Consider the following 26,881-nt stretch of genomic DNA (forward strand, 5'->3'; position numbering starts at 1 on the left):
TGAAACACATCACCTGAACCATGATTTCCGGAAAACCTGACCATTTCTCACGCCGCGAATTCGCCCGTCGTGCGGGTATGCTGGCGGCGGCCGGTATATTTACGCCCGAAAACCACATCCTGAACCCAATACCACAGCCATCCGTGAAAAAGATCACCGTCAAGAATGTCAGTTCCAATTTTGAGAGGGAACCTTTAAATCCGTATCGTTTCAAAGGCAGCGCCATTACCGACAGCTGGCAGGCCGTCGCCATGCTCGAATCGGATTCAGGCATTAAAAAGATCGGCTTGGGGACGCAAGGGGTTTTGTGGTCGGATTCGAAGGTATTCGCGGCGCATTCGGAAAGTGCGGGGAATGCATTGATGTACGCAATGAGCGAACGGGCTTTACAGATGATCAAAGGGACGTCGTTTACCGACCCCGTACAGCTCCTCGATGATATTTTGCCGGAAGTGCTCGCTTATGGAAAAAAGATCACCGGCAACGCCGATTTGCGCAAAACATTCGCATTGAATGCCCTCGTTTGCGTGGATAATGCAGCCTGGCTGCTGTACGCGCAGGAGAATGGTATGAAACAGTTCGACGAAATGGTGCCGGCCGCCTACCGTCCGGGCCTGTCGTACCGGCACGGGAAAGTGGCAAGTATTCCGTCGTTCGCCGTCGGGACTTCGCCCGAGCGCATCAAACAGGCCGCCGACGAAGGTTATTTCATACTAAAACTTAAAACCGGCGCGGCAGGAACGCAGCAGGAAATGATCGAAAAGGACATTGCCTTCCTGACGGCCGTGCATAAGGCTATCGGGCATTACGAGACGCCCTATACCCGGAATGGGAAAATACCCTATTATTTCGACGCAAACGGCCGTTATGAGAAAAAGGAAACGCTGATGCGCTTCCTGGACCATGCCCGGAAGATCGGGGCTTTCGACCAGATCGCGGTGATCGAGGAACCTTTCGAGGAAAGCAACGAAACCTTCGTGGGCGACCTGGGCGTACGGGTGGCGGCGGACGAGAGCGCGCATACGGTCGAGGACGCCGCACACCGCATCGAGTTGGGCTATTCGGCTATTGCCGTCAAGGCCATTGCGAAAACGCTGAGCATGACGATGAAAATCACCCAGCTGGCTTATGAAAAAAAGGTACCCTGCTTCTGTGCCGACCTTACCGTGAACCCTATTCTGGTGGACTGGAACAAGAATGTGGCGGCGCGCTTGCAGCCGTTTCCGGGCATGTCGGTGGGGTTGCAGGAAACGAACGGCCACCAATACTACAAAAACTGGGACAAGCTCATGACCTTCCACCCGATGGCAAACGGTAGCTGGACTAAAACACAAAAAGGCGTTTACCTTACCGACAAATCATTCTATGCCGAAAGCGGCGGCATTCTGGCACCGTCCGCACATTACGAGGCTATGTTTAATGGCTGAGGGGCGTGGTACAACTCCGCCTGAAAATCAAGTAACCGTTTTTTGTGAACGAAATAAGATTGGTACGGCAGCGTGTTATATTGCTTGCATGCGCGTCCCGGGAGCCTGTCGATTTAACGCCATCAGGCGGACTTACACAGTCTTCCAAGCTGGGGTAGGAGGCCCATTGGGGAACGGATAGATAAGGGTGAAATAAAACCAATGCCAAACAGCAAACACTATCTGGCATTGGTTCGCAACTTAAATAAAATGCGGGAAATGATCGCCGTCAGATTTGCTTTAACGCCTTGAAAATCTCCGAATGCGGCTGTTCGCCTTCGAATGTCCTCACGAGATTGCCCTTTTTGTCGTAAATGGCAATGTAAGGAAACGATCGGATCTGATAATAACGCTGCACGAGGTAGGAAGTCCCTTCCGTTCCGACTTTGAAATTCGGATATGTACCGAGACTGTACTGGCTTACGAACGGTTTCAGCATTTCCATCGATTGGAATGTGACCATCACTACCTGCTTGTTGGCAACCACGTTGTAATTTTTTACCAGGTCCTTCGTGAAATTCTGGCAATGCTCGCAGTCCGGCGAAAAGTAAATGAGCACCACCGGTCCGGCGGCAAGCTGGGACGAGGTATACTGCTGGCCGCTGACCAACCGGATCTGAAAGGGAGCTATCTTTTTACTGCTGGCGGCGTTCTGGGCGAAGCCCCGGGACGCCGTCAGCAAAAGGAACAGAAGCAATAATTTACGGAACATAATACTGATGGTAATAAAATGAATCCGCAAGTTATCGAATCTTTAACCCACTATCCCTCTGCCCGGCCGGTAACTTTCCGGAAAATGTTCTGCAACTGGCGGGTGTGCCTTTTCGAATGGCAAAGAACGAATTGAAGCCATTCCCAGCGTGTGAGATTCGCAATTTGTGGAAATTCGAAATCGGTGCAGGTGAGCGTGAGATCTTCGTTTTCTGCGATCTTGCGGATTGCCGCCCGTTCGGTTTTGAATGCTTCCAGCAATTGTTGCCGGTCGTGCGGCCCGGAGGTGGGGACGATGAATTCGGGCGACTGGTATCTGGCCGAATAATCGAGGAATATCGACTCGATGACCGGTACATATTGCGCCACCGGACGGTCGGTTTCGGTGGTCGAGCCGAGTACGGTTTCCGGAATGCCCGATTCGGCAAGCAGAATGTGTTCTGCGACCTGACCGGCCGTCCAGCTGCCTTCAAACGGCACCACATTGACCTGGTGCGGCAGGAATGACGCGAGGGCCGAGTAAAAGTCGTGCTCCGTTGCATCGAGCTCGCGGAGAAGTTGACGCCTGTCCATAGTGTCGCTCGGTTTGGTTTCAACGAATGGTTGGTCGGTTTGATTTGTCGACATAGCTTTATTGGATTTAATTGTTGATGGATTCGTATAACCAGGTGCTATTTTTCAAGTATGCCTTTCAGGGTTGCCAGGCTTTCATCCAGGTCGGGCCCGAGCATGCCGTCGATAAAAGCATTCATCAAATTCATCGGGTAAGCACTTTTGCCGCTCATGCCCCAGGCAACCTTCGTTTGCGCGGGCGCGATGGCTTCGGTTGTCATTTCGGTTACCGCGAGCCCTTCGAATGGTTTGATAAACCGGACATCCAGAATCAGCTTTTTGCCGTCCTCGATCTGCCTGATTTCCTGTTCCCCCCTTGCCGACACCGTCCATCTGGCTGTCCCAGGCGTAAACGAAGCCCACGGTACCGTCGGTGCCCCTGGTTTCCTTTTTCATTTTCGGGTCCATCATGACCCATTTGGAGTAATGCTCCTGGTTTTTCACGAACCTGACATAATCAAAGACCTCGTGGCTGGGTTTGCTGATAGTAATCTCCCGCCTGACGGTGTATTCTTTGCTTACAAACAACGCGACGACCAGTGCCAGCACAATGATACCGGCAATAGCAAACAGGATCTTTTTGATAATCTTCATGGGAAATTTGTTTAGATGACAGGGTCGATGACAAGTACAGGCGGGTTTGCGGCCTGCTTGAATAATATCGGAAAAAAGCCGGATTGCGACGGCCGCGCCGATATGCTAGGCGGCAGCCAGGGTTTGTCGCTGCAATTTGTGGTAATAAATATAAGACGTCGCGATCAGGGCGAAGCCGATGATAAAGCCTGCCCACATATCGGGCCCGTCGCCGACTGCGATATGCGAATAGAACGCGCCGAGCAGGTCGTAAAAGATACCTGCGTACGCCCATTCCTTGATCCGCGGATAACCGGGGACCAGGATGGCGATGATACCGAGGAGTTTAGCGACCCCGAGGAACGGCACGATGTAGGCGGGATAACCGATGCGTGTGACATGTTCAACCGCTTCGGGAGCCGAAATGGCGTCATAGATCGAACCGATGCCGAGCATGATCGCCAGCAGTCCTGTTGCAATCCAGAAGATAATTCTCGTCTTTTTCATAGTTGATGTAGTTTGGTAGTTAAAAAGAATGAATGTTAAGGGGTATTCGGTAAGCTATATACGTAACTCGTACGCTTCTTCATTCGTTTCGATGACCGTCGCATCGGGCGCGGGGTCCTCTTCCAGTTCGGTTGCCCGGTAGCCAAAGCTTTCCAGCAGCGCTTTTACACCTGCGTTGCAGATTTCTCCGCCATCAGAGGCGATGCGCAGCACCTTGTCGCAATCTTCGAGATCGAAACTGGCACGGTATCCGGTAAATGAAAGACAGATCAGGTCGGCCAGGAGTTTCGCCTGGCTTTGTTTCGTTACGTTTGTTTTGAATACTTCAATCATTGTGCTTTCAGTGTTTTTGAGTGTGTTTTCGAACACCGCGCCTGACATTATTCCGATGCTACAAACTAAGCGGGTTCGGCGAACAAAAACAGATGTGATTTGCGACATTATCAGGGGGGGGATTGTGACAAACGTATCGAAAGGATATTTTCCGGTTACTAACTAATACTCTCCGGACGATCAGTTACGCGAACTGAATAACTGTAATTCAGATACATTGCTTGCTGGTCGGCCGTTACCTGAACGGCCGCACAATGATATCTGACATTTATGATTAGCGAAATCGAGATGATCGACCGGGTAATGCGTGCCACCCATTTCAATGAATTAAAGCAGCACAACGGCTCGGTTTTGCAATTCAAGGATATTCTGAAAACCATTCATCCGGACAAATGCAAACACCCGCAAGCGCAGGAAGCTACCAATCGCTTGCTGGCAATGCACCGCCATTTTACGGACGGCAGTCCTTATACAGACGATTCCGGCGAGTTTCTGACAAATGATTTCTGGGTTAAATACCGGGGAGAAGAATTCGTAATCGCCGCCGCGAAACAAAAGCAGCAGCAGGTGATGGCCGGTGCGGGCGCACATCTTAAGAGGTACATGCCTTACGTCTGGGATTCGGACCGGAGCTTGTTGCTTGACCAACGGGCGATTCCGCTGGTGAATCTAACATTGCCCCAGGAACACGTGAACTGGGTCGTCTCGCGGTTGCTGGAATTCTGCATGCTGCTCCACCGTCAGCTGGGCATGGCGCATCTGGGCCTGACGCCCGCACACGTCATGCTTGTACCCGAGACGCACGGCATAGCGGTAGCGGGGTTTTACCATGCGGTTGCGCTGGATAGCAGGGTTTCCACCATTTCTGCCGCTTATCGTCACTGGTACCCCGGCTCGCTGCTGGACAGCAAGAAAGCAACCGAAAACGCGGACCTCGAAATGGTGAAGCGGGTTGGCGCCTATCTCCTAGGGGATCGGTCGGGGCTGGGCAACGCCCTGATAAGGACGCATCACCGCGAGTTTGTCGACTTTCTCTTGGGTGCGGACGACGACTCGCTGAGCTGCTACGAAAAATACCGCGAAATGCTCGACAAAAACTTTCGGTCACAATTCATACACTTAAATATCTGATACAATGGGTTATTCATCTTGGAGCGACGATGCTTACGACAGTGTAAGCCGGATGCGCAAAAACCGATCGATCGACGACAATTTCACCCAAAATAGACTTGGCGTGATCCATCCGGACCTTTCTCCCGAGAATGTGGACGTCCGCGAATCGCGCGACTCGCATTTACATCCCGATTCGGTACCGATCATCGTGGCGCTGGATGTAACGGGATCGATGGGGTCGATTCCAGAGAATCTGATCAAAAACAAACTGGGAGCTTTGATGAACACCCTGATCAGTAACGGTATTCTGGACCCGCAGATCATGTTTATGGCTATTGGCGATCACATTTCCGACGACTATCCGTTGCAGGTCGGGCAATTCGAATCGGGGACTATCGAGCTCGACGATTGCCTTTCAAAGATTTTTATAGAGAGGGGTGGCGGAGGGCAGAACCGCGAAAGTTATCCGTTGGCCTGGTATTTCGCGGCGCGCCACACTTCGATCGATTCGTTTGAGAAGAGGCAGGAAAAGGGCTTTCTTTTCACCATCGGCGACGAAGGTTTCCACGACCACATGGCGGCGGATTTGTTACAGGCCAAATGTGGGTACAAAGGAAAGGAGGGACTTTCGGCGGCGTCGGTACTGAACGAGGCCTGCCGGTCGTATTTCGTTTTTCACATCCATGCCAACGAAGCCAGCTATCGCAACGACCATTTCGTATTCTCGCAATGGAAGGCGCTGCTCGGGGAACGCTTTCTCGTGCTGGAAGACCAGAACAATATCGCCGAGCTTATCGCGACGACGGTCGCGCTGGTCAAAGGTGTGAGCCCCGACATTGCCATGAGCGGCTTTGATGCGCAGACACGCCGGTCGGTTTCGAATGCGCTCGTTTCGGTAAAAGATTCGCTCGTTCGCCGCGATCACGGCACATCGGGCATTATCGCATTGTAATGGCAGGAAACCACATCGTTTTAGGCCTTGGCTATGGTGATGAAGGGAAAGGCGTTTTTACCGATTATCTTTCGTCACAGCTCGCAAACCCGGTTGTGGTCCGGTTTAACGGCGGCCATCAATGCGGGCACACTGTGGTGCATTCCGATGGCCGCCGGCATGTATTCTCCAATTTCGGTGCCGGCTCTTTCCGGGGGGGCGCCTGTATTTTTTTCGCGGTTTTGCACCATCGACCCGACGGGCATAGCCCGGGAGTTGAAGGCATTGGAACGGCTGGGCGTGAGTCCTGTCCTCTTTGTAGACCCGCTGGCTATGGTTACCACTCCTTTCGACAAATTTTACAACGTCAACGACCGCGCCAATCTGGCGCACGGCACGGTGGGAGTGGGATTTGGTGCGACGGTCGAAAGAAATCTGGGACCCTGTAAGCTTTATGCCCAGGATTTATTTTTCCCGACGATATTTCAGCGCAAACTGGAAGCGGTGCGTGATTATTATAGGGGTAAGTTCAAATCCCGGGGGCATGAGTGTTGCCTGGAAGCCCTGGAACTTGAAATACTGAGCGTGGGCCAGTTCCTGCGCGACGTGGCTGTTGCCCGTGACGTGGCCCGGCTGCTTACCGAGCGGCAACTGTTTGCAATGGGTTTCGAAAACTACATTTTCGAAGGCGGCCAGGGAATTTTGCTGGATATGGATTTCGGTGTTTTTCCGAATGTAACGCGATCAAATACCACCAGTAAAAACGCTATCGAAATACTTCGCCGGAACGGTATGGCACCAGACGCCACTATCTATTATCTGACCAGGGCATATCAGACGCGGCACGGGAACGGTTGGATGTCCGCCGAAGGCCACCCGGTAAACCTTATTCGTAACGAGCAGGAGACGAATGCGGCGGGAGGCCACCAGGGCGATTTCCGAACGGGCGTTCTGGATACAGACCTGCTCCGGTATGCGCTGCAATGCGATGCCAACTATGCGGGAGCATCGGAAAAGCAAATGGTGGTGTCCTGCCTGGACCAGTTGACGGCCCATCAGTACCTGTCGGCCGGCAATGTGCTTACGGCTCCCGACCGCGAATCGTTTTTAAAACAAATCGCGTTGCTGGAAAAGGTTACGATCAACGACAGCCCTGTTTCCGATACTATTATCCGCTGGCGCTGAGACCAATGAGGTGCGCAAATGCAGCAAGGGTGTGCCGAATGGTGTACCCTTGCTGCATTTGCTTTCGCGTCGAGATTACGATAAACACCTGAAAATTATTTGCTAACCACTATTTTATGCGTGGAGAATGCGCCGTTTAGGCGCATCAGTTGGTTGCCGCCTGAAAAATTAAGGACTCCGAAATCCCCGTGGCACGTTCGGTCAGGATTACGCCCGATTGTGCGCCGCCGCCGGTGACGAAGTTGTGGTCGGCAAAGAAAGTCATCTCCTCTCCGCCGAAGATGGTCGTATTGCCCTCGCTGCCCTCCTGAGCCTGGACGGTATCGACCGGCAAAAGCAGGGTAGCGACGGCGACCATTTGTATCCATTCCCTTCTCCCGCGCGGAATTATAGAGTTTTGTCTCATCTGAAACCTGTTTAAACATGGCTGCTTTAACCCATTCCGAAACGAATGGGTTGGCATACAGCTATTTTATGACACCTGCGTGATCTTTATAGGCACGCTTGGGGGCTCTATTTCGCGTTTCCCGGGTGTGCGGAAGCACCGGTATCAGACGTTACGTGCATTTTCGCTTCGATATCTGCCAGCTTCTCAGCCAGGTCATTCACTTTCGCAACCTGGGCTTTAAGTGTCTGATTTTCGGATTTCAATGCATCGATCTCGGCTTGCTGCTCTTGAATGGCTTTGGTAAGGACTACCGTCATTTCCGCATAGTTGACACCCAGCGTTTTCAGCGAATCGCCGGCCGTAGTAACCAACTCAGGCATGACCTTTATCATTTGCTGGGCCACAAAGCCTATTTTGTGGTCGCGGCCCAAAGCCTGGTCCTTATAGCGATAGCCTATGGTGCGAAGCTTCATTACCTCCTTGAGACCATAGGTATTGTCGGTGATATCCTTCTTGATGCGGATATCGGACGGGGTGATGGTTCCGGAGGCCAGGATATTGCCTATTACATGCAGTTTTTGCGTGGGTGCGGTAGTACCGATGCCAACATTACCGTTGTTTTTGATACGCATCCATTCGGTCATCTGGTTGATGTTAATATTGGTACTAAACGTCAGGTCCGCCGGTAGTTCAAAGGTAGAACCCCGCGTTCCGAACACGGCCGCAATAGCTGCGCCTACCTGGGCGGCGCCATTGCCTGTCTGGGCACCAAAGACCACATTTGCATAGTTATTGGCCGTTTGATCGTGGTTATAAATGAATATTCCAGGTTTACCGTTACCACCGGTAGGGGAATTCAGTGTTGTGAAATTGGATTCGGATGAAACGATCAAACGAGGCGCATTGTCCGCTACCGCCGGATTTCCATTCAGCGGGTCGTCGCCAATCCATACGCTGCCCTTTGCAGCTTGATTCAACCGAAGTCCCCGAAAATTATTTGCTTTCAATACAAAATCCTGGGCATCGGTTGTACCGGCAAAGTTGAGGGTGCCGTCGGTGCCGGCGTTACCGGTAATATGCCAATCGATATCGCCACCCGAACCACCTTTCTTGCTCACCCAGCCGGTGCCATCGAAATAATATTCACCGATGCCGGCAGCTGGATAGCTTGTGTTAGTGCTTGTAATGCCTGCATTGGTATTGTAAACGCTCATACCCGCTGCCGGTGTGCCAGCCAGACCCCAGGTGGTAGTGTTGGTCAGCGAAATCCGGGGCATGAGCAAGCCTTTGTTGGTACTTTCGATTTCCAGCGCGGAGCCGGCGTTAATTACCGTGGGATTGTCGCCGATTTTTACCTGGGCAAAAGCGGCAGAGGAAGTGATTAGAAAACCGGCAGCGAACAATGCCGAAGAAAAGGTTTTTGCACTGGGAGGCCCTGACAGTATTTGTTTTGTTTCCATAAAAGGTTATTTAAATATTCACTATCTGCAAACAGTTGTGAGGACGACATGTATATAAAACAGCCTGGGACAAACATAAAACTTCTGTCCAATTATTTTCTGTCGACGTGTACAAAACAATCGTAGATATAGCCCTACATTGTAAAACTATTACTACGGTTATTAAAAATTGTAAATGGAATATCTACCGCGGTATAAGTGCGGATCGGCCGCCGAATCCCCGGCGGGATGGCCCGAATTGGGCAATATCCGTCTCCGTAGTTCAGCTATTTGTTGTGGCTAAATAATTAAATCGCTGAACAAGGATTATTGGCTGTATCGGGAAAGTGCCCGGATAGTATTGACGCTTCTGCTTAAATAGGAAATTGATTGGGTCACGGTATTAAATGCAAACTGACATTCAGAATGAACTTAAATTATAGCAGGGATTTTTGCTAAATCTTTTTTAATTGGTTTAATACCGTCTGATAACGGACAATATTATAAGTATAATAATGAAAATTTGTAAACCACATTTAATACTTATAAAAAGTACTAAATGTGGTTTAGGCGTCTCTACGGGTGTTACTGAATCAGCGTGGATTTCCGGACGGGCAGGAATTGCCCTAAATACCCCAGGCAGTGATGACGATGTTTCTGGGCCCGCCATAGTCGCGGTGTTCGCAAAGGTAAATGCCCTGCCAGGTGCCCAGCGCCAGTTGCCCGTTTTGAATCGGTATCATTATCGAGCTGCCGAGCAGCGAAGCTTTCAGATGCGCGGGCATGTCGTCGGAACCTTCGTAATCATGACGGTAATCAGGATCGTTTTCGGGGACCGTTTTGTTGAAGTAGGTTTCAAAATCCATCCGCACGGTGGGGTCGGCATTTTCATTGATCGTCAGCGAAGCCGAGGTGTGCTGGATAAATACCTGGCACATTCCGGCTTTGATTTCGCTGATCGATGGCAGTGCCCGGAGAATTTCCCCGGTAATAAGGTGAAAACCGCGGTTTCTTGCGCTGAGCCGGACGCCTTGCTGAAAAATTTTCATGGATTACCTGGTCGGATTTAGCCGCAAGAAAGCACAATTCCCTCGATTTTGCTACATATAACGCATGCCGGGGTACCCAAGCAACCTCCGCCACAGGGCGATTTGCCCGATAATGTTTGCTTCGCGGTAAATCGAGAATGTGATCAGCTCGTAGAGCGACATCGAAAACTCGGGCCCCATATCGATCCGTTTTTCGAGTTCTTCGTCCGTAAGCCTGCTCAGCGCGTCTTTCAGGATTGGCGTGATTTCGTTCCAATCCTGCTGATAGGACGAAAGCGACGGATAGTTTGCATCGTCCTGAATACCCTTGAAATCTTTAAACAGGTCGTCGGCTTGTTGCCGTGCGTCGCTGCCGAGCCGGCGTGCAAGGTCGAAACGTTGCTCTACAAGCGCCCCGGCCAGCCAGCCGACATGGTTCGCTTTTGTATCGAGCCGTTTGTGCGCGTCCTCGTCGGTGATATTCTCTGTCACAAACTCAAAAAAAGGCGTTTGCAGGTTATAAAGACTCATAATGCCCTGCATTCTCGTGCTTTTCACGTTTTCCATGTTTTCAGTTGAAGGTTAACTATTTTTCTGTTCGATCACCGAAAGGATATTGCCTGCCGGGTCGGTAAACCACGCGATCGTCGGGCCGTTGCCCCGCATGATATTGTCCTCGTCCGTTTTAAGTTCCGGATAATCGTAGCTTTCGAACCGTACACCCTTCGATTTGAGCTCCCTCACGGTGTCCTCGATGTGCTGCACCGGAAAATTAAGCACCGTAAAAGTTGCCGGTTGATGATCGGGTTTCTCGTACAGGATCACATCATGCCCTCCGAATATTCTCAGATGAAGGACAGGCATTTCGTTTTGTTGCGAAACTTCCATTCCGAGGGTTTCTCCGTAGAACTTCTTCGCCTCCTGCAAGTTATTCACCGAATACCCGCTAAATGCTTTGGTTTGACCAAACATAATTCTAATGGTTAGTTGTCGATTAATATTACCACTTCATGCCTGCTCGCGAACCGCGACCTCCGTGGCGTCGTATTCAGGCGAAGTTTTTTTATACACGAGCGAGAGCTGCCTGTACGCGGCCGATTGCATGGCTATCAGCGTCACGATCAGTCCTGCAATGCCCGTAACGATAAATAAAAGCGCAAGGCCGCGTGCTGTGCCCGTACCGAACCACGGGCCGATCCATCGCACGCCGGCACCTGTGGTCATGAAGGGGATGAAAATGAACTTCGCGATCGGGCCGATTACAAAGGCAGTGATAGGAGAGGCGGCCTGTTCGATACTCTGCGCAAAGCCAAACACGCGTCCCTGCCGCTCCGGAGGGATCACCTTTTGCAAAATCGTCTGCTCGGTCGCTTCCACAACCGGGATGAGGCAGAGGTAAACAAACATACCGACGCCGAGCAGCACGATGGAAGCCTGTATGGGGAAAACGATACAGATCGCCCACATGACAATGTTCGCGGTAAACAGGGTTTTCAAGGGCATTTTGCCCAGCCCCCATTTTGCCACGACAAGCCCGCCGACAATAAATCCGAGGCTAAGCACGCCCCAGAGGATTCCCCATGCTTGCACCGACACCAGCGAAAGCCCGTAGGCGTCCATCAGTGACATAAATACCCCGCCCAGGAAGTTATTGAACGTGTTAAAGAAAATCAGCCCGAACAGTCCCGGGACCATGCCCACTGCGGCGACCGTGCCACGGATATCGATGTGCTGCATGTGGGACCCGGTATGGACGATTTCCCTTTCGGGAATCGGGACGGTCAGCAAATGTAAAATCACCAGCACACTCAAACCGATTGCCAGCACCATCATCCACAATACGCCGAGGTAGCCGATCACCAGCCCGCTGAAAATCGATGCTACCAGGAACGAAACGCCGTTCGCGGTGCCTACCATGCCATTGGCCTTGTCGCGGTGCTCCTCCTCGATCAGGATCGTTACGACGGTCGATAATGCAATGGTACGAATGTTGCCGGTAATGGCCCCGAAAAGGCAGAGCGTGATGAAAAGCCAGAGGTTAATGCTCGAATCGTCTTTAAAAACAGCTGGCGGCGTGGAGACATAAATGATCAACGCCAGTATGTAAAGGACCAGCGTAATGCACGCCGACAGCATCATCGAAGTCTTTTTTCTGTACCGATCGACGATCGAGCCCAGGAAAAAGCCAGATACCGCCACCGTTGCCAGGTAAACCCCCGCCATTACCGATGTCGCCAGTACGGATTTGGTTTCGAGGTAAACCCAGAAAGTGACCGCAAACCAGACAAACGTATTCGTGAGCGCGGCCGCGAGCGAGTTGGCCAGGACCGCATAAAAGGTTTTCATAACGATATGGATTAGTTACCGGCCAGACACCGGCTTATGAAGTGTTCAATACAAAAATACGGCCAGACGCTCATTTGACCGGGGGTAGTATGGGACAATTTGCGGGTGAAATGAGACAAGATTTTGAAAATGGCTCTGCAAGGTAGTAGGAGCTATTTTTCGTGGCTAGGGGAGGTGTGTCACAATGAGTTTCACAATGCAAAATCGGTGTTATAATATCCACAACAATGAAGCCCGACGGATGTATGTTGCGGCCTTTTGATTAATGGCCTTCGAATCCTGAAAATCAAAGCCGATAGGCTTTTCAAGGTGATCGACTTGATTCTTCCAGGCAAAATCGAACACGAAACTACGCTCTGGAAGGAGCGGTGCGTTAGCTCATTGAGGCTGTTGATAATGGGTACGTCGTCTTTGACGGTTTTGTAGTAAAAAACACTTCTACTTAATCGCAAAACTCTACATGCCGCTCGATGCTGAATCCGGCTTCCTGAGAAATATCAGAAGCAATCAACCGCTTCTGAACGGGCTTTAAAGCTTTTTTTCGATAATTTCTTTTGCAAGTCTTTGATCCAGAGCCAATTCCGCATACATGTGTTTAAGCCGACGATTCTCTTCCTTCAGTGCTTTCAATTCAGAAAGCTCCGAAGCTCCCATACCGCCATACTTTTTGCGCCAATTGTATAATGTCGCTTTTGATACGCCATTTTCGCGAGCCACGTCGGCTGCTAGTTTGCCAGAATCTAAATCTTTGAGGATTTTGACGATCTGTGTTTCTGTGAATGTTTTTCCCTTCATAGCAGATTAAAATTAGAAAATTTGTCTAATTCATCACCGCTCTATTTTTAGGGAAGCCTACACTATAGTCTGTCCAGCAGGCGACCGGCTTCCACCTTACCACCGATGATTTCAGCGACCAGTTCCCTTTGTATCGAAGCGTATTGCAAACGTGCCGCAGCATGCGGACGACAGTTTCACGACATAATTACTTCGGGCTCAAACTGGATCGTTACGGATAAGTAGTACTATCGCTACATTGTAGGGGCTTATCTACGACTGCTAATTTTCAAAGTCTACAAAAATAATTTGACAAACGCCCTATGTTTGTCGCATGCATGGAACAAGGGACGCCTTGTCAGAACGAGAATCCTAATTAGCCCAATCAGAAGTCCGGACGACTGGTTGCGGGTAACAATTCAATCATTTAATTATCAATTAACTGAATCACTAGTTCTATGAAAACAATTCGACTTATCCCAACGCTGACATTCGGTTTGATGCTCGCTGCGGCAACCGTAGCTTCCGCACAGGTGAAAATCGGGACGAACCCTACAACCATCGACCCCAATTCGAACCTCGAAGTAGAAGCGTCGACTGCCGGCCGTAAAGTGAAAATAGACAAAACTACCGGGCAAATCACGATCGCAGACGGTACCCAAGGCGAAGGAAAAATACTAACATCCGACGCCAACGGAGTCGCCCGCTGGCAACCAGCGCCAGGCACGTCAGTCATTATAGGTGATAACAACTCGCCTTGGGTAGCCTTCGTTACTCCTCCGACCAGTGAACTTATACCGGACTGTCCGATAACATTGAACAAAGGTACCTATCAATTATTCTATTACGCTCAATTCGATTATTTTGTACCTGGTAGCACCACCACTTTCAGGGAGATAGATCCGACCAACAAGCAAACGCTCTACGCAACATTTCCCCGCTTCATTTACTTTTCGTTTGTTACTTCGTCGGGAGCTGCAACATTTCCATCTTACGGGGCGAGCATGGATGGGCCACATGTAATACCTGTGATATCCTCATTTCAAGTAGCTGCACAGGTTTCTCAGTTGGTAGTTGTAACCCAGGATAACACGGTCATCAGACCGAGATACTGGGGGATTCCCGAATATGGCCGAATTGCCAATATCGGCCCTATCAGCGCAGTCAAGCTTTAATTTCCAACAGTCTGGATCTTAGTATGGAAACCGCCGTATCCAGACGATCTCCACAAGTGATCAAACCATTGGCAACGCTATGATATATGACATATATGACAAATAACTTCTATGAGTTTTTAAAGCTCAATTCAAGACAGGGGCTGCAAATTCTCACCAGCGTCGTCCTGTTGGGTAGTTATGCCCACGGGCAGCAAGGCAGCCAGGGCAATACGACCATTTTCGGCGGCGCCCAGATGAGCTTTTTTGCCAACCACGACTTCGTCGCCGGCGGTGGTGGTGCCCAGCCGGGCGTAATCCTGACCGAGCGGCAAGCAGGCAATTTCGGCATCCTGAATTTTGTAGGCGACAACCTCACTTCCACAGGAGCATCCGATGCCGCGTATGTAGACGGTTACGTGCGCAAGTACGGCTCGGGCCAGTTTGTCTTCCCAGTGGGTGACAATGGCTCGCTCGGCCCGTTTGCCGCATCGGGCGACGGGACAATGGGCGCCTACTTCCGCGCAGACCCCAATACCGCCGTGACCAGCAACCTGTTCACAGGCAGCGATTATGCCGCATTGCCCAACGGAGGGCCTTTCCCAACCAGCAGCATGGGCACAAACGTCGAGGTGGTGAGCACCGTCGAATACTGGGATATCGATGGAGCGGCCGCCACGCCGCTGACTCTGACCTGGGACGCGTCCAGTGCGATTGCCTCGCTTACCGGCGGGCAAATCAGCAAGCTGACCATTGCAGGATGGGACGGGACAAGCTGGGTTGCCATTCCCTCACGCGTGGACGCCGCCTCGGTTCTGGGCGGTAACAGCGACTTGAATGCAGGGTCAATCACTACCGTTTCGCCACTTGCCCCCGACACTTACACCGCTTACACTTTCGCGTCGCTGGTTGTACCGCTCCCCGTGACGCTGACGCGCTTCACAGCCACTGCCGAAACGGGCACCGTGCTGCTATCCTGGTCTACGACCGAAGAAAAGGGCAGCGACCGGTTCGAGATCGAGCGCAGCAATGACGGCAAGGTGTGGGCAGCGATCGGTTCGGTAGCATCGCGCGGCGAAAGCAAAGTGCTTGTCGACTACCAATTCACCGATGTGAAACCAGCCGCAGGCACCAACCTGTACCGGTTGCGAATGGTCGACACGGACGGCACCTATGCATTCAGCAGCATCCGTGAAGTCAAGATCAAAGGCGTGATGGCGATCGCTTACCCGAACCCGGTTGCCGAAAGGCTGCTGATCCCGGCCCATGGGCAGGTGAAACAGGCGACGCTGACGAGTTTGTCGGGCATGCGCGTGTTGAGCCGCAGCAGTGTTTCTGCCGATGGCCTGGACGTACGAGGCCTTGCACCCGGCATCTATACACTTTCATTGACCCTGTTGGACGGCACTATCAGCACACAAAAGGTCGCCGTATCCAGGTAATTACGGTAAAGGGTTTCAAGGTAAAGCGATGCTTCGCCCTGAAACCCTTTCTTTTCAGACAGAACCGACTTACGTAAGCCTAAGATAAACAACATCTAGTCAAACCCCGACTGTCGCCCCGTTGTCGTCGATCCGGTCGGCAGTGCACCGCTGGGCGTTTCGCTGGCGTTGGGCCTGACGGTGGCTCTTGATTGTTACGCCGATGGCAGGAGCCTTGCTGGCCGGCATATTTTACAAGACAGTATTAGCCAGGGAATAGAATAGTTGAATAAACCAGGTGATTGGGATAATCTCCCGGCTATGTCGGGAGATTATTTATTGGTCTATTATGGTGTCGACCAATCGCAGCGACGACTTCACCAACAAACGTTTTCCAATCGCTATCGCATGGCAAGCCGGAAATCATCAATAGCGATCAGGGTGCACAGTACACCTGCGAGCATTGGGTTAGTACATTAAGTGATTTGAAGATCCGGATCAGTATGGATGGTAAAGGGAGAGCAACCGACAACGCACATATCGAGCGGTGGTTTCGAACTATAAAACAGAAGTACGTCTATTTGAATCCTGAGAAAAACGGCCTTGACCTTTATCAGGGGATTGCCCGCTTTGTCCAGCATTACAATTGCAGAAAACATCAAGGTATCGGTCGCAGGAAACCCATGAACCTTTACCTAAATGCTGCTTAATTTGGCTTTTTTTATTTCTGGTTATATCTGAACCTATATATGGACAATTTGCGGGTGTGATTGCGCCAACCGGTACTCGGAACGGAGGGAAATGAAAAACCCCGGATTCCGGGGTTTATGTTAATTCGGGGCGACGCGCTGTGGCGAAGCTTTGGGCGCGGCAGACTGCGTTGCTTGTGGAGCCGGTGATTGTGTGGCGGCTTGTCCCGGTTGTGGTGCGGCCTGGACGGGCGTTGTTGTTGCCCCGGTTTGAGCGGGCGCTACCTGTGTAGCAGGAGCATAGTTCCCGCCGGCAGGAGCCTGTTGCATCTGCTGAACGGGTTGCTGAACCGATCCACCGGCGGAGGCCGGCTGCTGTTGAATGATCAGTTCCGGCTGATAGCGTTCACGCATCGTTCGCGGGTCTTGCGAAGTGGTTACCTTAGGCACCATTCCTTGTTGGGTAGACGGACGGGAGTTCACTTCAAAACCCAGGTCCTGTACATCGGAAGATACCTTTTGCGAAGGTACCGGCGTAGGCGCAGGTTGGACGATCGTTCCGAGTTGTCCTGGTGCTTCCGGCGCGATCTGGCCGGTGGGTCTGGGTTTATAGGTAGCCGCCGGTGTCGATTGCACGCCTGAATAGGCTTTGGGAACCTGTCCGGTTGGGGCAGGCTGTCTTACCTGGGCATTTACATGGTTTGCTGCAAACAGTAAGCCCGCAAGCGCTGCTACTGTCAGGGTTTTCGGTTTCTTGTGCGGCATAGCTCTCTTTTTCAGGTGTTTTGATCCCGCTAAGTTAGGCACTAAAACCATTCTATGAAAATTCCGGCTTTATTTCGGCTTTTGACCATAGGTATGCGCATACTTTATCGATCGCGTCCGTAAAAAGAAAATGCGGCGGGGCTTCCGGGTGCCCCGCCGCGGCTATTATTGGCGTTCCCAGAAATAGGGTGGTTCTATGCCCAGCGCACGCAGGTACACGTAGCCTTGCGCCCTGTGATGGATTTCGTTGTCGATCAGGTACTGGATCGTGCCGACGATCGTGTTTTCGTACATGCCGAACGCTGCCTCGACTTCCTGGAAACGTTGTGCCGGAATTTGCGGCCAGAGGGTGTTGATGTACTCGGTAACGAGGTCCCAGAGGTTCAGCACTTCCGCCTTGGTGGCAGGTGGGGGCGTCGAATGGTCGAGCGCGGGCTCGCTGAATGTCCAGTCGCCGAATGCGACGCCCCGGATTCCCGGAGCGGCCAGACCAATCATTTCCATGGTGAGCTGGGCGTAAGTACGCATGCCGCCGATCGAAAAAGTATAAAACTGATCCTCAGGAAATGCCTCAATAACCTTGCGGCTGAGCCTGCGGTGGCCTTGCCAATGTTCCAGAAGAGCCTCGGCTGTGATAACGTTTGCAGTGGTGGTTGCCATTTCCTGTGCGGTGTTGTTAGTTTCCATGTCAAAGGTTTTTAAAGTTTATTGTTTGATTACATTACAAACTAAAAACCGCCAGGTGACAGCAGTATGTCAGCAGGATTCCGGCAGCTACGAAAAAAACTGAATTTATTTCAAGATTTTCAGACCCGCCCCGAAGCGGTACGTTTTGCCTTTGGCCGTGGGTATGGACACGACCTTGCCGTCATACCGCAGCTTGCAGGGATTTCCGGCTTTCGAACGGATGGTCAGTCCTTCGAGCTTGCCTTTTTTCCAGGACATGTCTATTTCAAAACCGCCGCGCGCGCATAGTCCTGTTATGTGTCCGTCGGGCAGGGCTCCCGGCAAGGCCGGGAGTAAATGAAGATCGCCCTCATGGCTTTGGACCAAGGTTTCGAGAATACCGGCCGCACCGCCGAAGTTACCGTCGATCTGAAATGGAGGGTGGGCGTCGAACAGATTGGGATACGAGCCGCCCCCGCTCATTTTACGCCCTGCGTTATACACCGGATTGAATAGCTTGCGGATCATCGTATAGGCATGTTCGCCGTCGAGGAAACGAGCCTGGTAATTGATTTTCCAGGCCAGGCTCCATCCCGTGCCGTCATCGCCGCGGTATTTGAGTGATTTCATGGCGGCTTTCAGCAAATCCGGCGTGCCGGTGGGGGTAATTTCCTCGCCCGGGTACACACCCCAGAGGTGCGACACGTGACGGTGGTGGCTCGTGGTATCGTCGATATCTGTCATCCATTCCTGCAACTGTCCGTAGCGGCCGATGCGGTTAGGGGCTATCTGTCCGGAGATTTCCGTCAATGTCCGGGCAAATGCGGAGTCGGTTTTTAAAATACCCGCCGTTTCGATGCATGCTTTGAACAACGCGCGGATAATCTGGTGGTCCATCGTAGGCCCGGCCACGAGCCCGCCACTTTCCGGCGAGTTTGACGGTGAGCTTATCAAATACCCTGTTTTGGCGTCCTTAACCAGGAAATCGAGAAAGAATTCCGTCGCGCCTTTCATCAGCGGATACGCGGTGCTTTGCAAAAATGCCTTATCCTGTGTGAACCGGTAATGCTCCCACAAATGCAGGCTCAGCCAGGCACCGCCGGTTACCCATATGCCATGATTCGACGCATTGATGGGGGCCGCGCCGCGCCAGACGTCGGTGTTGTGGTGCAAAACCCACCCTCTGGCGTTATAATGCTCTTTTGCCACCTCGGCCCCGGTTTCGGAAACTTCTCTGATCATTCGAAACAGCGGCTCGTGGCATTCGCTGAGGTTGGCCATTTCGGCGGGCCAGTAATTCATTTCGGTGTTGATGTTGACGGTGTATTTGCTATCCCACGAAGGATCGAGTTTGTGGTTCCATTTACCTTGCAAGTTGGCGGGATGTGTTCCCGGGCGGCTGCTGGAAATGAGCAAGTACCGCGCGAACTGTACGTACAATGCAAGCAACGCGGGATCGTCGGGGTCGTTTTTGAAGTGGTTGAGGCGCTCGTCGGTTGGAAGTGCCGTGGCATTGCTGGCCGGCAAAGCCAACGTAAAGCGGTTGAAAAGTTTCTGATAGTCAGCTAAATGGTCCGAGTATGCTTTTTTTAAAGCGGGAGCGGCCAGCAGCACCGAAACATTTTTGTCTCCCGGATCACCATTTACGTTTTTGTAATTTACATAGTTTGTAGCTGCGGAAAGGACAATTGTCGCCGATGTTGCACCTTTAACCTTCATCTTCCCGTCTCCTGTTTCCAGCTTTCCGTCTGTCAGCAATTTGAGACGCGCCAGGCCGAATAATGCGCCATCTTTTACATAAACTTCCAATTCCATTATATTTTCATTTGTATTCAATTCCCATTTTGGGTGAATCGACTCCATTCTCAGCACAAAGTCCAGTTTACCTTTTTGCGAACTGTTAATATGGTAGTAAATGGCCTTGGCAGGATAGCTGGCGAATGCCTCGCGGGTGTAATAGACACCATTTGACTGGTAGCTGCTTTTTACAGTGGCCGTACGAAGATCAAGTTCCCGGTTGTACGAAGAATGTTGTCCGTGGCCCGGAAAGTCGATATACAAATCACCAAAAGCCTGGTAGGCCATCTGCCTGAGTGGCTGGCTCATAAATTTTTCATTGGCCAACGCTTCGGCCTCTTTTTGTTTGCCTTCGTTCAAAAGTCGGCGTATTTCGTTCAAATGCGCCGATGCGCCCTTGTGCGCGTAACTTCTCGGTTGGCCGGTCCATAAGGTTTCCTCGTTAAACTGGATCCGCTCTGTTTCCACACCGCCGAAAACCATAGCTGCCAATGCCCCATTTCCGATGGGTAATGCTTCTTCCCATTGTTTCGCGGGTTGTTTATACCAAAGTTTTAAATTGTCACCGCTCTGCGCATGACATCGGACGATGATCAGCGCGAATAACGTAATGGTCTGAAAAAGAGGCTTCATGCCGATTTGGAATAGAGTGAATAAAGATGCCGGTTTTATAAAAAGCACCGCTGCTGTCTTGCTGACGGGATTCCAGCCGCATTGCCCGTACAAAAAAGGCGGATGGAAGCATTGTATTTCCTGCAACGCGGTTAGTTTTTTTCACGCCATTATACTACCTTATTATCCGATTACCCGCCACACTATGCAAGTCAACATTACGAAAACCGGACTGGACGAGATCAGGGATTTACGCACGATGTTCCTGCATGAAAATCACTTCCAGTTTGTCTGCAACAAGTGCCACGACTACGGCTGGGCCGACACCTGGTTGTTCAGGATCGGCAATGTCCGTGTCGGTTACGGTTCCGTTTGGGGGACCGACCGCCGGCAGGACCGCGACACGATCTTTGAATTTTACCTGCTGCCCGTTTACCGCAAATACGCCAGTTTTATTTTTGAGGAGTTTCATACGGCGGCCAGGGCAATCTGGATCGAGGCGCAGAGCAACGACATTTTCCTGACCACGATGCTTTACCGTTTCTGCGAGAATTCGTTCGCGGAAGCTATTCTTTTCGAAGACCATTTTCAGACCTCGTTCGAAATACCGGACGCCATTTTCCGTAAACGCTCGGAACACGACCCAATGGATGGCGACGATAGCGATTATGTGGTCGATGTGGATGGGGAAATTGTTGCCAGCGGCGGGCTGATGCTCAATTACAATATACCTTACGCGGACATTTACATGCAAACGAGGGAAGCACACCGGGAGAAAGGTTATGCCACCTACATCGTGCAGGAACTGAAACGCACGGCGTATAAAATGGGCCGTGTACCGGCGGCGCGCTGCAACGTCGGTAACCGCATTTCACAGGCCACTCTGGAAAAAGCGGGTTTCAGGATTTGTGGTTTCAGATTGAAGGGGGTAATCAGGATAGCAGAGGATTGAGTAGGCACGCTTTTTGAAGCTAACCGGTTTCAAATCAAACAACTGAGACCATGGCTACTACAAAGAGCAATACCAAGGAGGCCCCTTCTAAAACGAAATCGACAGGCGCTTCGGAGAAAAGCGCTTCCAACAAGAGTACAGCCACCAAGGCTGCAACTAAAAGCACCACGAAACCGGCAGCTCCGAAAGCAACCGGTTCGCGTAAAACGGCAGCCGAAACCACTGCCGCCGCCCGGGCTGCCGGTAAAAAGGCATCGACGGGGAGCAGATCCACAGAGACGAAGTCCGCCGGTGTGAAATCCGACGACAAAAAGAGTTCGAAATCGACCACCGCGAAATCCGGCGGTTCCAAAGCGACAGCCGGCAAGTCGGGTGGTGCTAAAAAACCGACCGGCAATGGTCAGTCGAACACTTCCACGCGCGACCACGATACCATCCGCGCCTGGGTGGAGCAGCGGGGCGGTGTTCCCTCGATCGTGAAGGGCACCGGAAAGAAAAAAGATGGCGACGGCATCCTGCGAATCGATTTTCCCGGTTACAGCGGTGAAGACTCCTTGGAGGAAATCAGCTGGGACGAGTTTTTCAGGAAATTCGACGAGAGCAAACTGGAATTTCTGTACCAGGAAAAAACGGCCGACGGCAAGGAAAGCCGGTTCAATAAATTCGTATCCAGTAATTAGGACGGCAGTGTTTGACAAACCGGCCGGGGCGTTTTAGGTCCCGGCCGGTTTCATAATGTCCAGAGACTGTCCGTGAAATAGGCTTTGCAGTCCAAAAAATGCTCCACCACGCGGAAACCGTTGGCCGATGCGATTTCTTCGATTTCGCCGAGTGTATATTTCCTCGATAACTCGGTCCAGATCACCTCGTTTCGATCGAAATCATAACATTTGTCGGTGTATTGCACATGTACCCGCTGGGGCACCAGGCTCACCAGGTAACTTCGTACTTCGCCGTTTACGGGATTGTAGTGGGAGTAAAAATCGAATTGATTGGTTTTAAAGTTGCCGCCAAGTTCCCGGTTTATGCGGTGCAACAAATTGATATTGAATGCTTTGGTGATTCCTCGCGGGTCGTCGTAAGCGCAGCGGATCGTGGCGGGGTTCTTCTGAAGGTCGAAGCCGGTAAGCAAATAATCGCCGGGGTTCATGCACTTCCGGAAATCGGTAAGCAGGCCTGTCACCTCGTGCGCTTCGTAATTCCCGATATTTCCGCCCAGAAAAAGCAGCAGGCGGGGAGCGGGCGATCCCGCAAGTTCCTCCATCATCGAAAAGTAATTCCCGATCATCGGGCTGATCTTCAAGCCGGGCAGATGCGCGCGCATGTTGGCGGTAAGCTCGTCGATAGCTTTCGACGAAATGTCGATCGGCACGTAAGTAAATTCAATCCGCTGATCGACAAGCTTTTTTAAAAGTTGTCGTGTTTTAACGCCGTCGCCGGCCCCGAACTCGATAACCTGGAACGGACCGTTGAAATCCAGCTTTCGGATGATGTTTTCGCCTTGCAGCGATAATATCTCGAATTCGCATGGGGTAGGGTAATATTCAGGCATTTTCATGATGTCCTGAAAGATCCCGCTTCCTGTGTCGTCATAGAAATACTTGCTCGAAATGTGTTTCCGTGGTGCGGACAGTCCTTTGTGGACGTCTTTTGCAAAAGTTTCTAAATCTGTCATAACTAATGGGTTATCGCGCGAGCCGGATGCCCGTATATTGCCAGCGTTCGTGTGTGTGAAAGAAATTGCGGTATGTCTTGCGCGCATGGCCGGGCGAAGTCGCTACCGATGCGCCGCGCAGGACCATCTGGTTCACCATGAATTTGCCATTGTACTCGCCCACGGCGCCGGGTGCCTTGGAAAAACCCGGATAGGGAAGGTACGCACTGTTCGTCCATTCCCACCGCAGGCCCCAGTCGATATTTGCGGCGGCGACCTCCCACTCGAACTCGGTCGGAAGCCGCATGCCTTTCCATTGTGCAAATGCGGCGGCTTCGAAGAAGCTGATATGGCTCAAAGCAGCGTCGGGATTCACCTTTTGCAGGCCGCCTAATGTAAAATAATACCAGCTGCCATCCACGAAATGCCAGTACATGGGGGCCGAAATGCGGTTCTCATTTACCCACGACCAGCCCTCATCCAGCCAGAGGTTGAAATCTTCGTAGCCTCCCGCTTCCATGAATTCGAGATATTCCGCATTGGTGACGAGCCCTTTGGCGATCGCGAACTCGTGCAGGTATACTTTATGGCGCCCAAGCTCATTATCGAAGCAGAAACCGTCGCCCTGGTGGCCGATGTCGTAAATACCTTCGGGTATCGTCAGGAAGCCGGTTTCGGTGTTCCGGCCGTTCACGAGGTTGTGGCCGTCGCGGTAAACGGGGAAGAGCGGATTGTGGCCGAGAATGTATTTGATATCGGTTACCAGCAATTCCTGGTGTTGCTGCTCGTGGTGCAGGCCGAGTTCCACCAACGAGCGGATTTCGGCGTCGGTCAGGTTTTCCAGGAATGCGTCCATTTGTTCATCCACGTACCGGCGGTAGGTGTAGACGGCCTCGGTGGTAGGGCGGGTCACATTTCCGCGGTCGGTGCGCAGCGTCCTTTCGCCGACGTTGTTATAATAGCTATTGAACAGATAGTTGAAATCCGGATCATATACTTGGTAGCCAGGTGCGTAGGGTTTGAGTATGAATGTCTCGAAAAACCAGGTCGAGTGCGCCAGGTGCCATTTGGGCGGGCTTACGAAAACGACGGGCTGCGGTACGTAATCCTCCGTTTCGAGGGGCGCGCAAATGCTTTCCGAATGTTTTCTGACATTGTGAAATGCTTCCCTAATGCCGGTGGTTTCCATTAGTTGCATAGTTTTTCAGATCGGTGATGGATTGGATATTCAATGATTGTGCCTGTGCGCGCCGCATCATGAGCGCGTAGGCGTTGTTGAAGCCGACTGGCCGGAGCCATCTGAGCCCGTAACGGGTTAAAAATTCTTTACTTACATAGGCATACACTTTCTCCCGGTCGCCGCCCAGGCTTTTCAACTGCGCAAGGCCTGGTTTCAGAATGGCGAGCAGGCCGGTGCCGGTGTATTCGGGATACATATCGATTTCCGCGTTCGTCAATGCATCGAAGCATATTTTCGTTCCGCCCAGCCCCGTTTTGGTTTCTACTTTCAGGTCGGTATTGCCTTCGACCAGTTCCTTGTACATTTGAATGAGAATATATTGTTCCGCAAAAATCTTGGAGCCGAAACGGATTGTGCCTTTAGCGACTGAACGGGGCTGTCGGTAGAGGTTTTTGGAGACGAGGAACTCATGCGCGACGCGTTCGGGTGTTTGTTTCAGATAGTCGACCCGGTAGTTCAGTTCGGTCATGACCGAATCGTCGATATAGCCCGAAAGTTTTTCCAGAACCGGCCGCAATTCGGGATATCGGTTTAAAACTTCCACCCTTACAACCGGCGCTGCATAATAGGGCGGGAAAATGTGCAGGTCATCGTCCAGGGTCACAAGGTCGAATGCTTTCAGCCGGCCGTCGGTACTATATCCGCTGATCACATCGAGTTTTTCTTCGAATGCGGCTTTATACATTACCGCATCGCTGATCACAACCGTTGGGATATCGAGACCGTATCTGGATTTCAAGCCCAGATAGCCGTCTTCACGGCCCATAAACTCGGGCGTAAACCCGGCCAGCAGATTGCCTTTTGTGTACGGTATCAGGTAACACGAGGATAACAAAATCAACAAAACAGGTAAAACGACGGAAATCTTGCGCATTTTTTTCAACCCGGTCTTTTGCAGGGCGGACAGGAGCAGATCAAATAATATGGCAAGCAATGCGGCCGGAATGGCCCCGGCCAGTATCATTTGTGTGTTGTTTAATGCAATTCCCCCGAAAATAAACTCGCCCAAACCACCTGCGGCAATGTAAGCGGCCAGCGTGGCCACCCCGACGTTGATGACCGTGGCCGTGCGGATACCGGCGAGGATTACCGGCATTGCGAGCGGCAGTTCCACACCGGTCAGTATCTGCATGGACGTCATTCCCATTCCACGCGCCGATTCGGTGATAGCCGGGTCCACACCCGCTATGCCGGTATAAGTGTTCCTGATTATCGGCAACAATGCATAGAGGAACAGGGCCGTAATCGCAGGTAATGCCCCAATCCCGAGCAAAGGGATCATAAAACCCAATAACGCAATGCTCGGAATTGTTTGCAGCGCGCCGGCGATGCCTAGTACGAGCCAGGCGGCCTTTTTACGGCGGGCGATCCAGATGCCCAGCGGGAGGCCGATGGCGATTGCGATGAGCAATGAAATGCAGGTCAGGCCGATGTGGGCCAGAGTCTGCTCCCACAGCTTGCCGGACTGCTGCGCCATAAATGCCCATAACGATTGTCGCTCATCCATTATGCTGCTGTTTTGCCTGGTTATAAAAGCGTTGGATATCCGCCAGGGTCAGCGATCTTGCCCGCCCGTCCGCATCGCGCACCGTCACTTCGTCGAGCTGGTGCGCCGAAAGCATTTCCAGCGCGTCCCAGAGATTCCTGTCGGTTGTGAGGTAATGTTGATACGTACGTTTTGAAGCAGGTAACAGATGAATGATCTGCCGGAGCGGGATAATTTTCAATTCGAGCAAAAAGCGCTGTTCATCGAAGAACGAGCGTACAAATTCATTCACCGGCCTGAACAGCAGATCCCCCGCGGTACCCCACTGCACGATGCTTCCCTGGTCCATCAGGCCGATATGGTCGCCCATTTCGAGCGCTTCCTGCACGTCGTGCGTTACGAGTACGATGGTTTTCTGTTTCAATGCGGGCAGTTCGGCAAAGTCCCCGCGCACGCTTGCACGCGTGACCGGATCGAGTGCGCCGAATGGCTCGTCGAGGAGCAACACGGGCGGGTCGGCGATCAGCGCCCTTGCGATGGCTACGCGTTGCTGTTGTCCGCCGCTGAGCTCGGCGGGATATTTCTCCGGAGAATCGGAAGGTAGTTTGAGCTGTTCGAGCAACCGCCGGGTTTGCTGGCGGATGTCGGCCGCTTTCCACCCCAGCAGTTTCGGTACCACCGCGATGTTTTCAGCAACGGTAAAATGCGGAAAAAGGCCATTGTTTTGTGAAACATAGCCGATCGACCGCCTGAGCAGCTCCGGTTTCTCCCCGGCGATGTTCTTTCCAAGAATTTCGACGCGGCCGGAAGTCGCTTCTATCAGCCGGTTAAGCATTTTGAGCGTGGTGGTCTTGCCACAGCCGCTTGTTCCGAGCAGGACCATCGTTTCGCCTTCCCCGACCCGGAACGAAACATCCCTGACTGCTTCTATACAATTGAAATACTTGCTGATGTGGTCGGCGACGATCATAATGTACGCTAACAGGTATGTGGTTCGGGACTGCAAAAAGGCTCGTATATTCCTTTTGTACGTAAATAA

General features: G+C 51.9%; 29 protein-coding genes and 1 pseudogene. 10 read left to right on the forward strand and 20 right to left on the reverse strand.

Going from position 1 to position 26,881, the window contains the following annotated elements:
- Positions 1–20 precede the first annotated feature (20 nt).
- Positions 21–1,427, forward strand: a complete 1,407-nt coding sequence (locus ABV298_RS28245) for a mandelate racemase/muconate lactonizing enzyme family protein (RefSeq protein ID WP_353719481.1) — start codon at positions 21–23, stop codon at positions 1,425–1,427.
- Between the two features lie 268 nt (positions 1,428–1,695).
- On the opposite strand, the gene ABV298_RS28250 is transcribed toward ABV298_RS28245, so the two are convergent.
- The 5 genes from ABV298_RS28250 to ABV298_RS28270 form a co-directional block, all read right to left on the reverse strand.
- On the reverse strand, positions 1,696–2,178 hold the full coding sequence (locus ABV298_RS28250; RefSeq protein ID WP_353719482.1) for a thioredoxin fold domain-containing protein: 483 nt from the start codon (positions 2,176–2,178) through the stop codon (positions 1,696–1,698).
- 50 nt (positions 2,179–2,228) lie between these two features.
- Positions 2,229–2,804 (reverse strand): DinB family protein, encoded by a 576-nt coding sequence (locus ABV298_RS28255; RefSeq protein WP_353719483.1) that lies wholly within the window; start codon positions 2,802–2,804, stop codon positions 2,229–2,231.
- A gap of 44 nt (positions 2,805–2,848) precedes the next feature.
- Entirely contained in the window at positions 2,849–3,115 is a 267-nt protein-coding gene (locus ABV298_RS28260) for a hypothetical protein (protein ID WP_353719484.1), read from the reverse strand.
- Between the two features lie 373 nt (positions 3,116–3,488).
- Positions 3,489–3,869, reverse strand: coding sequence for a DoxX family protein (locus ABV298_RS28265; RefSeq protein ID WP_353719485.1), 381 nt, complete (start codon positions 3,867–3,869; stop codon positions 3,489–3,491).
- Between the two features lie 54 nt (positions 3,870–3,923).
- Positions 3,924–4,202 (reverse strand): hypothetical protein, encoded by a 279-nt coding sequence (locus ABV298_RS28270; protein ID WP_353719486.1) that lies wholly within the window; start codon positions 4,200–4,202, stop codon positions 3,924–3,926.
- A gap of 270 nt (positions 4,203–4,472) precedes the next feature.
- Here ABV298_RS28270 and ABV298_RS28275 point away from each other — a divergent pair, with 270 nt between their 5' ends.
- The 4 genes and pseudogenes from ABV298_RS28275 (at position 4,473) to ABV298_RS28290 (ending at position 7,431) form a co-directional block, all read left to right on the forward strand.
- Positions 4,473–5,333 (forward strand): hypothetical protein, encoded by an 861-nt coding sequence (locus tag ABV298_RS28275; protein WP_353719487.1) that lies wholly within the window; start codon positions 4,473–4,475, stop codon positions 5,331–5,333.
- Positions 5,334–5,337: 4 nt separating this feature from the next.
- Complete coding sequence (locus tag ABV298_RS28280) at positions 5,338–6,267, forward strand: hypothetical protein (protein ID WP_353719488.1); 930 nt, start codon at positions 5,338–5,340, stop codon at positions 6,265–6,267.
- A pseudogene (locus ABV298_RS28285) lies at positions 6,267–6,410 on the forward strand (adenylosuccinate synthetase); the annotation flags it as partial. The gene ABV298_RS28280 and the pseudogene ABV298_RS28285, both read left to right, overlap by 1 nt.
- Before the next feature lie 16 nt (positions 6,411–6,426).
- A complete protein-coding gene (locus tag ABV298_RS28290; protein ID WP_353719489.1) occupies positions 6,427–7,431 on the forward strand; it encodes an adenylosuccinate synthetase in 1,005 nt (334 codons plus the stop codon).
- 145 nt (positions 7,432–7,576) lie between these two features.
- Here the strand turns inward: ABV298_RS28290 and ABV298_RS28295 are convergent, their stop codons facing one another.
- The 7 genes from ABV298_RS28295 to ABV298_RS28325 form a co-directional block, all read right to left on the reverse strand.
- Positions 7,577–7,837, reverse strand: a complete 261-nt coding sequence (locus ABV298_RS28295; protein WP_353719490.1) for a hypothetical protein — start codon at positions 7,835–7,837, stop codon at positions 7,577–7,579.
- 107 nt (positions 7,838–7,944) lie between these two features.
- Positions 7,945–9,279 carry a tail fiber domain-containing protein gene (locus tag ABV298_RS28300; RefSeq protein WP_353719491.1) on the reverse strand — a complete coding sequence of 445 codons (1,335 nt, stop codon included), beginning with the start codon at positions 9,277–9,279 and terminating at the stop codon, positions 7,945–7,947.
- Between the two features lie 605 nt (positions 9,280–9,884).
- Positions 9,885–10,307 (reverse strand): secondary thiamine-phosphate synthase enzyme YjbQ, encoded by a 423-nt coding sequence (locus tag ABV298_RS28305; protein WP_353719492.1) that lies wholly within the window; start codon positions 10,305–10,307, stop codon positions 9,885–9,887.
- Positions 10,308–10,358: 51 nt separating this feature from the next.
- Positions 10,359–10,853, reverse strand: a complete 495-nt coding sequence (locus ABV298_RS28310) for a DinB family protein (RefSeq protein WP_353719493.1) — start codon at positions 10,851–10,853, stop codon at positions 10,359–10,361.
- Between the two features lie 15 nt (positions 10,854–10,868).
- Positions 10,869–11,258 carry a VOC family protein gene (locus ABV298_RS28315; RefSeq protein WP_353719494.1) on the reverse strand — a complete coding sequence of 130 codons (390 nt, stop codon included), beginning with the start codon at positions 11,256–11,258 and terminating at the stop codon, positions 10,869–10,871.
- A 36-nt stretch (positions 11,259–11,294) separates the two neighbouring features.
- Positions 11,295–12,632 (reverse strand): MFS transporter, encoded by a 1,338-nt coding sequence (locus tag ABV298_RS28320; protein ID WP_353719495.1) that lies wholly within the window; start codon positions 12,630–12,632, stop codon positions 11,295–11,297.
- A gap of 528 nt (positions 12,633–13,160) precedes the next feature.
- A complete protein-coding gene (locus tag ABV298_RS28325) occupies positions 13,161–13,427 on the reverse strand; it encodes a transposase (RefSeq protein WP_353719496.1) in 267 nt (88 codons plus the stop codon).
- A gap of 437 nt (positions 13,428–13,864) precedes the next feature.
- Here ABV298_RS28325 and ABV298_RS28330 point away from each other — a divergent pair, with 437 nt between their 5' ends.
- Both ABV298_RS28330 and ABV298_RS28335 read left to right on the forward strand, forming a co-directional pair.
- Positions 13,865–14,581 carry a hypothetical protein gene (locus tag ABV298_RS28330; RefSeq protein ID WP_353719497.1) on the forward strand — a complete coding sequence of 239 codons (717 nt, stop codon included), beginning with the start codon at positions 13,865–13,867 and terminating at the stop codon, positions 14,579–14,581.
- Between the two features lie 95 nt (positions 14,582–14,676).
- Positions 14,677–16,002, forward strand: coding sequence for a T9SS type A sorting domain-containing protein (locus tag ABV298_RS28335; RefSeq protein WP_353719498.1), 1,326 nt, complete (start codon positions 14,677–14,679; stop codon positions 16,000–16,002).
- Positions 16,003–16,101: 99 nt separating this feature from the next.
- On the opposite strand, the gene ABV298_RS28340 is transcribed toward ABV298_RS28335, so the two are convergent.
- Positions 16,102–16,230 (reverse strand): hypothetical protein, encoded by a 129-nt coding sequence (locus tag ABV298_RS28340; protein ID WP_353719499.1) that lies wholly within the window; start codon positions 16,228–16,230, stop codon positions 16,102–16,104.
- Positions 16,231–16,466: 236 nt separating this feature from the next.
- Between ABV298_RS28340 and ABV298_RS28345 the strand changes: the two genes are divergently transcribed.
- The gene (locus tag ABV298_RS28345; RefSeq protein WP_353719500.1) at positions 16,467–16,691 is read left to right on the forward strand and encodes an integrase core domain-containing protein; all 225 of its coding nucleotides are present in this window, start codon (positions 16,467–16,469) and stop codon (positions 16,689–16,691) included.
- A gap of 120 nt (positions 16,692–16,811) precedes the next feature.
- Here ABV298_RS28345 and ABV298_RS28350 read toward each other — a convergent pair whose 3' ends face one another.
- From ABV298_RS28350 to ABV298_RS28360, 3 genes are all read right to left on the reverse strand, one after another.
- The gene (locus ABV298_RS28350; RefSeq protein WP_353719501.1) at positions 16,812–17,435 is read right to left on the reverse strand and encodes a hypothetical protein; all 624 of its coding nucleotides are present in this window, start codon (positions 17,433–17,435) and stop codon (positions 16,812–16,814) included.
- A 165-nt stretch (positions 17,436–17,600) separates the two neighbouring features.
- Positions 17,601–18,122, reverse strand: coding sequence for a DinB family protein (locus ABV298_RS28355; protein WP_353719502.1), 522 nt, complete (start codon positions 18,120–18,122; stop codon positions 17,601–17,603).
- Between the two features lie 105 nt (positions 18,123–18,227).
- A complete protein-coding gene (locus tag ABV298_RS28360; protein ID WP_353719503.1) occupies positions 18,228–20,531 on the reverse strand; it encodes a glycoside hydrolase family 95 protein in 2,304 nt (767 codons plus the stop codon).
- A 184-nt stretch (positions 20,532–20,715) separates the two neighbouring features.
- Here ABV298_RS28360 and ABV298_RS28365 point away from each other — a divergent pair, with 184 nt between their 5' ends.
- Positions 20,716–21,462 carry a GNAT family N-acetyltransferase gene (locus tag ABV298_RS28365; RefSeq protein ID WP_353719504.1) on the forward strand — a complete coding sequence of 249 codons (747 nt, stop codon included), beginning with the start codon at positions 20,716–20,718 and terminating at the stop codon, positions 21,460–21,462.
- Between the two features lie 50 nt (positions 21,463–21,512).
- Complete coding sequence (locus ABV298_RS28370) at positions 21,513–22,142, forward strand: hypothetical protein (RefSeq protein ID WP_353719505.1); 630 nt, start codon at positions 21,513–21,515, stop codon at positions 22,140–22,142.
- A gap of 50 nt (positions 22,143–22,192) precedes the next feature.
- Here ABV298_RS28370 and ABV298_RS28375 read toward each other — a convergent pair whose 3' ends face one another.
- The 4 genes from ABV298_RS28375 to ABV298_RS28390 are packed head-to-tail and all read right to left on the reverse strand — an operon-like array spanning position 22,193 to position 26,812.
- Positions 22,193–23,137 carry an L-histidine N(alpha)-methyltransferase gene (locus tag ABV298_RS28375; protein WP_353719506.1) on the reverse strand — a complete coding sequence of 315 codons (945 nt, stop codon included), beginning with the start codon at positions 23,135–23,137 and terminating at the stop codon, positions 22,193–22,195.
- A 10-nt stretch (positions 23,138–23,147) separates the two neighbouring features.
- On the reverse strand, positions 23,148–24,305 hold the full coding sequence (egtB, locus tag ABV298_RS28380; RefSeq protein WP_353723266.1) for an ergothioneine biosynthesis protein EgtB: 1,158 nt from the start codon (positions 24,303–24,305) through the stop codon (positions 23,148–23,150).
- Positions 24,286–25,863 (reverse strand): ABC transporter permease/substrate-binding protein, encoded by a 1,578-nt coding sequence (locus ABV298_RS28385; RefSeq protein ID WP_353719507.1) that lies wholly within the window; start codon positions 25,861–25,863, stop codon positions 24,286–24,288. Before ABV298_RS28385 ends, egtB begins: the two co-directional genes overlap by 20 nt.
- Positions 25,856–26,812 (reverse strand): ABC transporter ATP-binding protein, encoded by a 957-nt coding sequence (locus ABV298_RS28390; RefSeq protein ID WP_353719508.1) that lies wholly within the window; start codon positions 26,810–26,812, stop codon positions 25,856–25,858. Before ABV298_RS28390 ends, ABV298_RS28385 begins: the two co-directional genes overlap by 8 nt.
- Positions 26,813–26,881: the final 69 nt, after the last annotated feature.

It is taken from the genome of Dyadobacter sp. 676 (assembly GCF_040448675.1).
GTDB lineage: Bacteria > Bacteroidota > Bacteroidia > Cytophagales > Spirosomataceae > Dyadobacter.